Source organism: Knoellia koreensis, from assembly GCF_013041615.1.
In the GTDB taxonomy this organism is placed as follows: Bacteria; Actinomycetota; Actinomycetes; order Actinomycetales; family Dermatophilaceae; genus Pedococcus; species Pedococcus koreensis.
In genome coordinates this window covers 25102-37586 of sequence record NZ_JABEPQ010000008.1, presented here as the reverse complement: position 1 = coordinate 37586, position 12485 = coordinate 25102, and the positions used below count along the sequence as shown (strand labels likewise).

Genomic DNA, 12485 nt, shown 5'->3' with positions numbered 1-12485 from the left:
TCGCGGTCGGCCAGGGCGTTGAGCAGGAGCCGTCCGGCTTCGGCGTGGTCCGGCCGGGTGGAGGTGGCCACGACGATCTGGTCGGCGTGGTCGATCATCCGTAGCCACAGGGCGTCGCCTTCGTCGTTGCCGGAGTCCATGAAGATCAGCCGGTAGTACTTCGCGGCGACGGCGTGCACGGCGTCGAGCTGGTCGGGGGTGAGCTTCTGCTCGGTGGAGAGCAGGAGCGGGTTGGAGCGCAGCACGTCGTACTTGTCGATCGTCTGGTGGTGCACGACCGCGGCCAGGTCGGCCGCTCGCGCACCTGGTGTGAGCAGCTCGTCGGTGCGGGGGATGAGGTCGAGCACTGTCGCGCTGTGGGTGCCGCTCTCGGTGCGCCAGCCCAGCGTGCCTCGGGTGACGTTGTTGTCCCACGCCAGCACTCCTGAGCCGCCAGCTCGCGCGAACATGGCCGACAGCAGGGCAGTGGCGGGCGTCTTTCCCGCCCCGCCCTTGCCGTTGAGGACCGCGATGGTGCGCGGCCCGGGCCAGTGCTGGGAGATGGCCCGCTCGTCCTCCCACTTGGCCACCTCCTCGGCCGTGGGGCCGGACTTGAACCCGAGCCGGGCGAGGAACGCTTGCCAGCCGGTGAGTGGGGGAGCGGTGAGGCGCGCATCGGCCAGGAACGACCGCTCACGCGCCTCACGGCGCGTGGTGACGGCCGGCTCCTCGCCGTGCGTCATGCCACGGGTCCCTGTGGTCGGCTTCGCGCGTGTAGGCACCCATGAGCCGGTGCCGTTAGCGGGCTCGGGAGTCTGCACAGAGACCGGCGAAGGACTGAGTGGGGGAGTGGCCGCGGTGATGGGCTGCACAGAGCCATCTGGGCTCACGCTGAGCCGGTGCTCGGCGTCGGGATCGCGGGCGATGACCTCGACGGGCTGGCCGGTGCGGCGAGCGTGGTCGATGACCAGGCCCACGAGCGCACGGCGGGCTTCCTCGACGCTGCTGGTGCTGACGTGCGCCGGCGGCTGGCCGTCGAGGGTGACGACGCCGGTGCCATCGGGGTTGACGGTGGCGATGTTCTGCATCGGTATCTCCCTACTACTTGATGGTGACGCCGACCTGGGCGAGGAAGGCTTGTGGGTCTACTTGCTGGCCGTCGACCAGCACCTCGAAGTGCAGGTGGCACCCGGTGGAGGTGCCGGTGGTGCCGACCTTGGCGATCTGCTGCCCGGCGGTGACTTGATCGCCCACCTTGGCGAGCACGCCGTCGTTGAACATGTGGCCGTAACGGGTGTGGACACCGCTGCCGTGGTCAATCTCTATGAGGTTGCCGTAGCCGCCGGCGGGTCCTGCCCGCACGACCTGGCCCGTGTTCGCGGCCCAGATGGGGCCGTAGCAGCCGCCACCGCCGAGGTCGATGCCTCGGTGGTAGGTCGAGCCGATACCGCCGGGAGAACTGCGCGGTCCGAAGTCGGAGTTCAGCGGCCCTTGCGCCGGGAGTGCCCACCCGGCCAGGGACACCTCTCCGGGAAGCCCGGTCTCGCATCCGGGGATGGCGCTGGACCCCTTGCCGGTGAGGTTGAGGTGGACGTGGTCCATGTGGTTCTGCGTGGGGCTGCCACGGTCCTCCATCGGACGCCATCCCTCGTCGGCGCGGTCGGTGGACCAGATGCGCTGTAGCCAGATGATGTAGTCCACCCCGAGGTCGGCCGCGTGGTCCTGGAGGTACTTGGCGAGGTTGTCACCGGCCGTTCTGCCATTGGGAATGTCGTTCGTCATGAAGTCCAGCGCCAGGCCGCTGGGGTGCCCGTTGGGGTCGCGGGCGGATTCGCGGTAGCCCCCGATGGTGACGAAGCCGAACATGGGTCCAACCGTGTTGGCGACGATCGCGGTCTGGGGGTGCACGGGCCCGAGGCTGTACTCCGATCCGCCCGCTCCCGCGTTGGCGGCCGGGGCTGCGGCCTGCTGAACCCCGCCAAGGGCGGTGACGACGGCACCGGCGGGCTCCCAGAACCGGGCGTAGTGGTACGGGTCAGCGTTGCGCTGCACCGCGTTGGACACGAGCGTGGGTTCCATCGACTCTCGGCCAGCAATGGTCATCTCGACCCGGAAGAAGTTGGTGGCCGAGATGAACGGGTCCATCCGGTCGGAGTACGAGCCCCACGCGCCGTTGTCGCGCTGCTGGAACAGCCCGCGGCTGTCCGGGCCTACGTCGTCGCCGTAGTCCAGGACGCGCAGGCTGGACTCGCCCATCGCGGTCGAGACGCCGATCTGCTGATCTCGGGCGCTGAGGCCGAGCTTCTGCGCGGCGAGCATGATGTGCGCGGCGTTGACGAGCTGCTCGTGGTCATAGCCGGCGATCGGGCCTTCAGGCACGCTCGCCGGGTCAACCGTCAGCGCGGTTCCGGTGGGGCCGCAGGCCGCTTGTGAGGTCGTGTCGGAGATGAGCACGATGCCAAACAGGAAGGCGAGGATGAGCGCGGGGATGACCAGGGCAGTAATCGCGACCGTGCGCAGCCCCGAGGACTGGCCGCCGCTGCTCATCAGGAGTCTCCTTGACCCTCGGGCGGCATGATCCGGTCCGCGAGCCACGTTGGGCTTTCGTCGGTGCGGGCCATGATCACCAGATAGACCCCGGCGTCGGTGGGGACGCTCACTCGGGCGACCAGCGGTGTCGAGGCTGGGGTGAGCGTCACCGGGCCGGTGATCTTGGTTGGCGGCACATTGGCCGGGTCGACGTACTGGTAGGCCTGGGCGGCCTGCGGCGTCAGGTACGGCGCGAGGTCGGCCTGCCACTGGGTGGCGTCGACCGCGCGCCGGGCGAACAGGCTCATCACCGTCTGGCCGCGCTCGATCGCGCTGTCTCGCGACGCTTCGTCGAGGGTGAGTGTGGAGCCCGGCATCGGTGTGCCGATTGATCCGTCGTCGTGCTGCTCGGGCACGTCTGTCGGGGCCGGCGTGAGGCCGGTCGGAATGGAGATCGGGCTACTCGGGGCCGGGTTGCTCGGCATGGGCTCGGGCGTGCTGCTGCACGCGGCAAGAAGCGGCGCGAGACAAGCGGCTGCGAGCAGCCACCCTAGTCGCGGCATCAGTCCGCGTGGTCCTCGGCGTCGTCCTGGGCGTGTTGGTCTGACGCTATCTCCTGGGCGAGGTTCGATCCCGAGGCAATCGCGTCGCGGAGCTCGTCGCGGAGAATGATCCAGGTCGCGCCTAGTTTGTAGGCCGGGATGGTGCCCTGATGAATCCACTGGTAGACCCCTTTCTTCGTCATCCCGAGAAGGTCCGCAACCTGGGGGACGTCGAGCTTCTTCGGAAGGTCACCGAACAGCTCATCGAGGCGCGAGGTCACAGCGTCGCTCCTCGATGACCAGTCCAACATGGGTCTACAGTAGTCGATGCAGGACGCTGGTGCACGTTGTGCCCTTCCAAGGGTCAAAGATGGACGGTATGACAGGCTGATCCTCTCCGGTGTATGCTGTGGCTTGTCCGGTTGGGAACAGCTCATTATCGACCCAGGAGGTGCAGGGGTGACAAACAGGAACCCGTGGGTGGACACCGCTACGTCAACAGACGTGCGTGAGCGTGCCCAGATTCCGGGTGAGAATTGGCGCGAGTGGATGCCGACCATCGTGCCGACCCCCAGCACGGTGCCCGAGCTGGTTGAGGTGGATGAGCCCAGCGGTCCGCTGGCCCCGCAGCCTCACGTTCCGTCACCCCAGGACGCGCTACCGGTGAAACGCACTCATGCCTCGGCCGCTCTGTGGGTGGTCGGTGCGCACGGTGGCTCTGGTGAGTCCACGCTGGCCGAACTCGACGAAGCGTGGAAGGCCGCAGGGCACGCCTGGCCTGAGCTGCCGGACGGCGCACCCGTGGCGTGCGTGGTCGTGGCCCGTACCAACGTGCGGAGTCTGCTCGCCGCACGGACGGCGCTCACGCAGTGGGCGGCCTCGTCGGCCGGTGAGTCCGTGCGGCTTCTGGGCCTGGTTCTAGTGGCCGACGCTCCTGGCAAGGTGCCTGCACCGATCCGCGACTTGGCCAAGGTCGTGGGCGGAGGTGCCCCGCGTGTCTGGCACGTGCCGTGGGTCGAGGCGTGGCGGCTGGGTGATCCCGTGACCGAGCGCACCCCGCGCGCGGTCTCCAAACTCGTGAGCCAACTGCGCTCACTTGCTGCGACAGCGACCGCTGGCGCTGACACCCCCTTGAAGGAGGAATAGATCATGGTTCCAGACCCCGGCGGTGGCTCGCCCCCACCCGGATTCGAGAACTTCGTCACCATCATGGGCTGGGGCAAGTGGATCGCCCTGGGCATCCTCGTGATGGCCCTGATCTTCGCAGGCGTTCGCATGGCGATCGGGAACCGTCGCGGTGAGGGCGGCGAGCACGCCGCTTCTATCGGCTGGGTGCTCGGCGGCGTCCTGGTCGTCTCGGCGGCCTTCGCGATCGTCGGGTTCCTGGCCACCTGATTCGACCCCTACGGCAGAAGGAGCCATGACGATGACCAACGACGCGAGCAGCCCGCCCGCCGACGAGAACACCGGGGCCTCGAAGAAGCTCATCGGATCGGCGGTGGTCGTGGCCGCCATCGTCGTGCTGGGGCTGGTCCTCAGTTTGACGAACATCTTCGGAGGCGAGACGGAGCCGACAGCCAACCCGTCGGCTCCGTCTCCCTCCACCGCCACGGCCACAGCGACTCAGACGGCACAGAACGAGGCCAGCGTGTGCGGCCTCGAAGCGGTGGAGCTGAGCGGCACGGTGACCACGGCTCCTACCGCCACCTGGGCTCTTGTGGGGACCACTGCCGCGCCCTCAATCGAGGGCCAAGGACCGGGGAAGATCGATGGTGACGGGTTCCGGAGCTGCTACGCACGGACGCCCACCGGAGCACTTGTGGCGGCGGCAAACTACGCCGCGATCGGGTCCTACGCACCCTTGCGCGCGAGGTTCTACGACGAGGCCACGGTTCCCGGGCCGGGCCGCGACGCTCTGCTGAAGAAGCCCATCACCGGCGCTGGCGACGGCGGAACCCGGGTGCAGATCGCCGGCTTCCGCGTCCTGCGCTACGACGGCAACCAGGCGGACGTCGACATCGCCTTCCGAACTTCGAACGGTGCAGTGGGCGCGTCGGTGCTCAACCTCCAGTGGTCAGGCGGCGACTGGAAGATTCGCGTGGCTGACGATGGCACGGAACTAAGCCCGGTCGTTCAGCTTCCGTCGCTGAGCGGCTACACCCTGTGGGCCGGGGCGTAGTTCATGGACGAGTGCGAGCTGCTCGACCTTGAGTGCAAGGCCAAGGAATGGGCCGCATCCACGATCGGTGATGCGATCACGAAGATGGCTGACGCCGTACTGGAAGCGGTCGGCAAGGCTGTGGCGTCGCTGGGCACGATGTGGGTCAACATCGGCACGCCGACCCTGACGGGTGGCGGCGGTTCCGCCGGCGTCTCGCCCGGCGATCACGCGGCCGACGTCGGCGGGATCAACACCGTCCTTGCCTGGGCGACGTGGATCGCGTTCGGCATCTGCGTGCTGTCGTTGATCGTGGCCGGCGTGCGGATGGGCCTTGGCCACAGACATGAGGGCCAGAGACACGTCGATCGGATCGGCGTGGTCCTCGTGGCCACGATCATCGTGTCGGCCGCTGTTGGGCTGGTAACGGCGATCGCCCCGGCTGTCAGCTCGTCGGGGTCACCGACAGTGGCGTTCGTCCAGAACAGCCTGTGGTGGTACATGGTCGCCGTCGCCGTGCTCGGCGTGATCTTTGGCGCTGGCCGGATGGCGTGGGAACAACGCGCCGAGCCGGGCAAGGACCTGGTGAAGTCGCTGCTCACTCTCGTGGTCGTCAGCGGAGCGGGTCTGACCGCCGTGTCGCTGCTCGTCGCGGCTGGGGACTCATTCTCAGTCTGGCTGCTCAACGGCGCGCTGGACTGCTCGATCGAGGACACCAACGGCACCTGCTTCGGCGGGAACATGGCCGGGCTCCTCGCACTCACCACAAACCCCGCGACCGGCGGCCTGGGGTCCATCATGGTGATCATCCTGGGCCTGCTAGCCGTATTCGGGTCGATCGTGCAGATCCTCCTCATGGTCGTGCGCGCCGGGATGCTCGTCGTCCTGGCGGGCGTCCTGCCTGTCTCGGCCGCCGCAACGAACACCGAGACCGGACGGAACATGTTCCGTAAGACGGTCGGGTGGCTGCTCGCCTTCATCCTCTACAAGCCAGCGGCGGCCATCGTGTACGCCACTGCGTTCAAGCTCTCGGGCACGAGCATCTTCAAGGATGACGGAAGCGGGCTCATCTCCGTGATCGTCGGGCTGACGCTCATGGCGGTGGCGCTGGTAGCGCTGCCCGCCCTGATGAGTCTGATCATCCCGGCGGTGTCGTCGATCGCCTCCGGCTCGGGGATGGCCACGGCGGCCCTCGCCGGTGCCGCGATGCTGCCCTCGGGCGCGGTCGCGGCCGGGAAGCTCCTGGGCGGTGGCGGTGGTGGCAGCGACAGCGGTGGCGACAGCAGCTCTGCCCCGCCCTCGGGATCGACGAACTCGGCCGGACCTTCCGGCGGGACGGGTGGGTCCGGTCCTTCGGGCAGCCCGGGTGGATCGGGCAGCGGCTCGACCGGGGCAAGCGGCCCAGCCGGTGCCAACGGTGCCGGGACTACGGGTATGGCGGGCTCGACCGGGGCGGCGGGGGCCGGCGCAGGCGCAGGTGCGGGTGCCGCAGGCGGGGGCGCAGCAGCAGGAGGAGGTGCGGCCGCCGCTGGGGCGGCCGCTGGGCCGGTCGGCGCCGCTGTCGGCGTCGGCGTTCAGGCCGTAACCGGAACGGTGAAGGCGGCGGCTGGTGCTGTGCAGGCGGCCGCCGACGACAGCTCAGGAGGACCCAATGGCAGCAGGTAGCGCACAGATCACCGGACCCCGCACGTACGGGAACTGGCGCAAACCCACCTCGTCCGGTCTGTTCGGCCTTGGTTCCCTCGGCACCGGGATCATGCTCGGTGGCCTGATCCTGTCCGTGCTGGTCACGATGGCGGCCGGGCTGCTCCGTGGTCTGATCACGTTCGGGGTGCTCGCGGTCGTGCTCGGCACGATCCTCGTCCGCGATCGCCACGGGAAGAGCCTGCTCGACCGTGGCCTCGCCCGGATCGGCTGGGGCAGTGCGACGCGCAGGGGTGCGCACCTGTACCGGTCCGGGCCGCTCGGGTTCGCGCTGTGGGGCACTCATCAGCTCCCTGGAATCGCTGCGCAGCTCCGGCTGAGTGAGCACACCGACTCTTACGGCCGCCGGTTCGCGCTGATCTATGCCCCGACGACCCGCACCTACACGGCAGTCTTCGCGACCGAGCCTGACGGTGCGAGTCTGGTCGATCCTGATCAGGTCGATGTGTGGGTGGCCGACTGGGGGCATTGGCTGGCGAACCTGGCCGACGAGCCCGGTGTCGAGGCGTGCGCGGTGACGATCGAGACCGCCCCGGACACGGGGCATCGGCTGCGTCGCGAGGTTGCCAGCAACGTGGACCCGAACGCGCCTGCGTTCGCCCGGGCGATGCTGAGCGAGGTCGTCGATATGTACCCGGCCGGGTCGAGCGTGATCAAGGCCTACGTCACGCTCACGTTCTCCTCGGTCAGTGCAGCGACTGGGAAGAAGCGCACCGATACCGAGATGGGTCGGGATCTTGCGGCTCGGCTTCCCGGTCTGACGGGCAGCCTGGCCGCGACGGGTGCGGGCGCAGCTCGACCCCTCGATGCGGCCGAGCTGTGCGAGGTGGTCCGCGTCGCCTACAACCCTGGCATTGCAACTCTCGTCGATGAGGCGCATTCCGCCGGCGAGGCCACCGGTCTCGACTGGTCCGACGTCGGCCCTGTGGCCGCCGAGGCCGAGTGGGAGGGGTACCGCCACGATGACGCTTACAGCGTCACCTGGTCTATGACCACCGCCCCGCGCGGCAACGTCCAGTCTTCGGTGCTGGCGCGGCTGCTCGCTCCGCACCGCGAGGTGGCGCGCAAGCGGGTCACGTTGTTGTACCGGCCGATCGACGCGGCCAAGGCGGCCGCGATCGTCGAGTCTGACCTGCGATCGGCGCAGTTCGTGGCGACGTCGACGACACGTCCCTCAGCTCGTGCGGTGCTGGCCACGCGGTCGGCAGCCGCGACCGCGCAGGAGGAGGCCTCGGGGGCGGGCCTGGTGAACTTCGGCATGTTGGTGACCGCCACGGTCCTGGACGTCGACCGGGTGGCTGAGGCCAAGGCTGCGATCGACAATCTCGCCGCGACGGCGAGGTTGCGGCTGCGGCCTGTCTACGGTGCGCAGGCGTCCGCGTTCGCGGCCGCTCTGCCGCTCGGCTTGATCTTGCCCAAGCACCTGAAGGTGCCCGCGTCGATGAGGGACCGTCTATGAGCACCATCGTTGAGCCGTCGCAGCTCGTCGACGAGCAGACCACCGCACCGCGTCGGCAGTTCCGGCGCGGCCGCAAGGCGAAGGCTGCGCCGGCCGTCGTCCCGACCCGCCCCGGCCCGCGTGGATGGTTGGGCCGGGGCCGGGGTGAGGACGTCCTGGTCGACGCCCCGGACGAGTACCGGGGCACGACCGTGCAGGTCTGCGGGCTGTGGCCGTGGATCGTCGGCTCGGGAACGCCGATGGTGGGCGTCCCCTTCGGCCGCCACATCACGTCGGGCGCGACGCTGTGCTGCGACCCCATCTCGTGGTTCCAGCGCGCGAACTTGATCGCGAACCCGAGCGTGTTCGTCCTCGGCAAGCCAGGCCTCGGCAAGTCCACCGGCATCCGCCGGATGGCAACGGGCCTCGCCGGGTTCGGGGTGATGCCTCTGGTTCTGGGCGACTTGAAGCCCGACTACGTGGACATGGTGCAAGCCCTGGGCGGTCAGGTGATCAGCCTCGGACGCGGCCGCGGCTACCTCAACGTCCTCGACCCCGGTGAAGCCACCGAGGCCGCCCAACGGCTCACCGGCGCAGCACGCGCCGCGGTACTGGCCGACGCCCACGGCCGCCGGCTGACGATGGTCTCAGCGCTCATCACGATCCTGCGCTCAGCGCAGCCGACCGACCGGGAAGAGACGATCCTCGATCGCGCGCTGCGCATCCTCGACGAGAAGCACGACGGCGTACCCGTGCTGTCGGACCTGTTGCAGGTCGTGCGCGATGCTCCCGAGGAGCTGCGCATCGTCGCCCTCGACCGGGGCGATGACAACCGGTACCGGGACATCACCGAGAACCTTGAAGCCTCCCTCATCGGTTTGACGACCGGCGGCCGTCTCGGGGAGACGTTCTCACGGCAGACGTCGAACCCGATGCGCCGGGACCGTCCAGTAGTGTTCGACGTCAGCGGCATCGACGACTCCGAGATGGAGTTGCAGGCCGCGACGCTGTTGGCGTGCTGGTCGGCCGGGTTCGGGACGGTCAACGTCGCCAACGCTCTGGCCGACGCGGGCTTGGAACCGCGTCGCCACTACTTCGTGATCATGGACGAGCTGTGGCGTGCTCTACGGGCCGGGGGCGGCATGGTCGATCGGGTCGATGCCCTGACCCGGCTCAACCGGCAGCGCGGCGTCGGGATGGCCATGATCAGCCACACGATGAGCGACCTGCTGTCGCTGGCGAGTGAGCAGGACCGGATGAAGGCCAAGGGCTTCGTCGAACGGTCCGGCATGGTCATCTGCGGTGGCCTCCCGGCCGCCGAGATGCCGCTGCTCACCTCGGCGGTGCCGTTCAGCCGGGCTGAGCAGTCCATGCTCATCGGCTGGCAGGACCCGCCGGCGTGGGACCCGCACACGGGCCGCGAGGCAGCCCCTCCTGGCCGGGGCAAGTTCCTGGTCAAGGTCGGCGGCCGCCCGGGGATCCCGGTCGAGGTTCACCTGACCGAGGCTGAGCGCACGATCAACGACACGAACAAGCTGTGGCACGAGCAGAGCCGGGTCTCCCACTTCCCGGACTCGCCCACCGAGGAGGACTGACCCATGAGCACCACGAACAACCGGCGTCCTCAACCGGGTCGCGTCACGGGCGAGACGATCGCCTTGTTCGTGGTGATCGGCTTCGTGCTGGTCACGTTGGTGACCGTCTACGCGGCCGCGAAGTTCGGTCACCAGCTCGCCGGACTCGAACCGATCCCGGCCGACCCGTGGGAGACGCTGTTCGGGGTCCTCAAGGGTGACGTCGCATGGCCGCTGGCCTCGACGGTGATCGCCATCGCGGTGCTCACCGTTCTCCTGATCCTCGCGAGCCTGATCGGATGGGCAGCAGCTCGTAGACGCCGACGCTCCACTCGCGTCGACCACGCGGCCCGCTACATGGGCCGCGGCCGCGACGTCGAGCCGCTCACGCACAAGGCCGCCACGGCAACCGCGCAGCGGCTCGGGGTGCAGGGCTCGGCCGGGGTGCCCATCGGGCGCACCGTGGGCTCCTCGACGTCGCTGTTCGGCTCGTGGGAGGACATGCACATCGATATCTGGGGCCCGCGCACGGGAAAGACGACCTCCCGGGCGGTGCCCGCGATCCTGGACGCGCCGGGAGCGGTGCTGGTCACCAGCAACAAGCGTGACGTGCTTGACGCCACTCGCGACCCGCGCAGGGCGGCCGGCCCGGTGTGGGTCTTCGACCCACAGTCAGTCGCCCGGGAGGAACCGACCGAGTGGTGGTGGAACCCGCTGTCCTACGTGACCGACGAGGTGCGGGCCGCGAAGATGGCCGAGCACTTCGCCTCCGGCTCTCGTGATCCGGGGGCGCGCACCGACGCATTCTTCGACCCCTCCGCGCAAGACCTCCTCGCTGGTTTACTCCTGGCGGCCGCCCTCGACGATCGGCCGATCACCGACGTCTACCGCTGGCTGACCCGCCCAACCGACAAGGAGCCGGTCACGATCCTGCAGAACGGCGGTTACGAGCTGACCGCCGACCAGGTGGCCGGTGTCGTGTTCGCCCCCGAGAAGCAGCGCGGTGGCGTCTACGGCACGGCGCAGCAGATGGCCTCCTGCCTGACCAACCGGCAAGTTGCCCGGTGGGTGACCCCGACCTCGGGGGTCGACACCCGTCGCCAGTTCTCACCCGAAGCTTTCGTGCGCGAGGGTGGGACGCTCTACTCGCTGTCCAAGGAGGGACGTGGCACCGCTGGGCCACTCGTGACGGCACTGACGGTCGCCGTCGTCGAAGCGGCCGAGGAGCTGGCCGCCGCCTCACCAGGTGGTCGTCTGCCTCGACCGATGCTCGGCGTCCTCGACGAGGCCGCCAACGTCTGCCGCTGGCGTGAGCTGCCGAACCTCTACTCGCACTACGGCTCGCGCGGGATCGTGCTCATGACGATCTTGCAGTCATGGTCCCAAGGCGTCGACGTGTGGGGCGAGTCAGGTATGCGGAAGCTCTGGTCCGCGAGCAACGTCGCCGTGTACGGCGGCGGGGTGAAGGAGCGGGAGTTCTTGGAGATGCTCAGCGCGCTGATCGGTGACTACGACAAGCGGGTCACCTCCGTCTCGACCGGCCGCGGTCAGCGCAGCATGAGCGAGCAGCTGACCCGTGAGCGCATCCTCGACGTCGCGGACCTTCAAGCCATGCCCAAGGGCAGGGCTGTGGTGCTCGCCTCCGGCGCTCGTCCGACGCTGATTACGACACAGCCGTGGATGACCGGACCGCACGCCGAGAAGGTGAAGGCCTCGATCGCCGCGCACGACCCGAGCGCGGCCGCGACCATCGGGGAAGCCGAACGCGAGCTGGACGCCGTGCAGGAGTCGTTGGCCGCCTGGACCGTCCCGGTGCGCTCATGAGCGGCCTGGGCGAGTGGGACGACGACGCACCGGTCTACGACCTGGGCGACGCCCCGGTGGCCGACGTCGACGACGAGCCGGATGAACCCATCGGTGCCCCTGACGTCACCGGCAGAGTCTCGGCTGTGCTCGACGGTCTCGATGTGGCCTCGATCGCCGGTGGACTCGTGGCCAGCATGGTCACCAGCGAGATTCACCGCCAGGTGCAGCGCGAGGTGGCCCCGATCGTCACCGAGGCCGTCGCTGCGGTCCTGACCCCGGAGCGACTAGAGGCCTTGCGGACGGCCGCCACGGCGGCCGCCGAGGCCGAGCTGAACCCGCCGCCGGCGGGCGAGCCCACTCCGCCCGAGGAAGCACCGACGCTCTACTACGGATCGGTGGATGAGTTCGTGCGCGAGTTCGTCTGCCCGATCTTTCGCCGCAACGTCGGTGAGGAGGGCAGGGCCGACTACCGGTGGTCGGCCCGCTGGTGGGAGTCAGCCGAGGCGATCGCTCGCCTAGAAGCGATGTGGCGAGCGTGGGAGCACCTGCGCATGGATGCCTCTACCGGAACATCTGTGTGGCTCCGGGACCACGCCGACCACCACCTCGGCGTGCTGATGAGTCCGACCGGGCCGTGGGCGCTGTCCAAGGACACCGCCGGCCCCGATGAACCTCTGCCCTATGAGGCACCGCCCGAGGGCCTGTTCCCGGACGTCCGCGACCACTGAGACCCGCTTCGCCCCGCCCCTCCGGCG

At 69.1% G+C, this 12485-nt stretch carries 12 protein-coding genes; 8 read left to right on the top strand and 4 right to left on the bottom strand.

Annotated elements, in window-relative coordinates:
* From HJG52_RS19990 to HJG52_RS19975, 4 genes are all read right to left on the bottom strand, one after another.
* A partial coding sequence (locus HJG52_RS19990; RefSeq protein ID WP_171245398.1) for a MinD/ParA family ATP-binding protein occupies positions 1-1067 on the bottom strand: 1067 nt, incomplete at its 3' end.
* A gap of 13 nt (positions 1068-1080) precedes the next feature.
* Positions 1081-2526 (bottom strand): M23 family metallopeptidase, encoded by a 1446-nt coding sequence (locus HJG52_RS19985; RefSeq protein WP_171245397.1) that lies wholly within the window; start codon positions 2524-2526, stop codon positions 1081-1083.
* Positions 2526-2993, bottom strand: coding sequence for a hypothetical protein (locus HJG52_RS19980; protein ID WP_171245396.1), 468 nt, complete (start codon positions 2991-2993; stop codon positions 2526-2528). The genes HJG52_RS19985 and HJG52_RS19980 overlap by 1 nt, the downstream gene beginning before the upstream one ends.
* Positions 2994-3070: 77 nt before the next feature.
* The gene (locus HJG52_RS19975; protein WP_171245395.1) at positions 3071-3361 is read right to left on the bottom strand and encodes a helix-turn-helix domain-containing protein; all 291 of its coding nucleotides are present in this window, start codon (positions 3359-3361) and stop codon (positions 3071-3073) included.
* 238 nt (positions 3362-3599) lie between these two features.
* On the opposite strand from HJG52_RS19975, the gene HJG52_RS19970 reads away from it, so the two are divergent.
* The 8 genes from HJG52_RS19970 to HJG52_RS19935 are packed head-to-tail and all read left to right on the top strand — an operon-like array spanning position 3600 to position 12458.
* Complete coding sequence (locus HJG52_RS19970; RefSeq protein WP_171245394.1) at positions 3600-4196, top strand: DUF6668 family protein; 597 nt, start codon at positions 3600-3602, stop codon at positions 4194-4196.
* A gap of 3 nt (positions 4197-4199) precedes the next feature.
* Positions 4200-4445, top strand: coding sequence for a hypothetical protein (locus tag HJG52_RS19965; RefSeq protein ID WP_171245393.1), 246 nt, complete (start codon positions 4200-4202; stop codon positions 4443-4445).
* A gap of 25 nt (positions 4446-4470) precedes the next feature.
* Positions 4471-5229: a DUF8175 domain-containg protein gene (locus tag HJG52_RS19960; protein WP_171245392.1), complete on the top strand. Its 759-nt coding sequence runs from the start codon at positions 4471-4473 to the stop codon at positions 5227-5229.
* Between the two features lie 3 nt (positions 5230-5232).
* Positions 5233-6873 carry a hypothetical protein gene (locus tag HJG52_RS19955; protein ID WP_171245391.1) on the top strand — a complete coding sequence of 547 codons (1641 nt, stop codon included), beginning with the start codon at positions 5233-5235 and terminating at the stop codon, positions 6871-6873.
* Positions 6860-8371 carry an SCO6880 family protein gene (locus HJG52_RS19950; RefSeq protein WP_171245390.1) on the top strand — a complete coding sequence of 504 codons (1512 nt, stop codon included), beginning with the start codon at positions 6860-6862 and terminating at the stop codon, positions 8369-8371. The genes HJG52_RS19955 and HJG52_RS19950 overlap by 14 nt, the downstream gene beginning before the upstream one ends.
* Positions 8368-9945 (top strand): type IV secretory system conjugative DNA transfer family protein, encoded by a 1578-nt coding sequence (locus HJG52_RS19945; RefSeq protein ID WP_240978293.1) that lies wholly within the window; start codon positions 8368-8370, stop codon positions 9943-9945. Before HJG52_RS19950 ends, HJG52_RS19945 begins: the two co-directional genes overlap by 4 nt.
* 3 nt (positions 9946-9948) lie before the next feature.
* A complete protein-coding gene (locus HJG52_RS19940; RefSeq protein WP_171245389.1) occupies positions 9949-11748 on the top strand; it encodes a type IV secretory system conjugative DNA transfer family protein in 1800 nt (599 codons plus the stop codon).
* Positions 11745-12458: a DUF4913 domain-containing protein gene (locus tag HJG52_RS19935; RefSeq protein ID WP_171245388.1), complete on the top strand. Its 714-nt coding sequence runs from the start codon at positions 11745-11747 to the stop codon at positions 12456-12458. The genes HJG52_RS19940 and HJG52_RS19935 overlap by 4 nt, the downstream gene beginning before the upstream one ends.
* Positions 12459-12485: the final 27 nt, after the last annotated feature.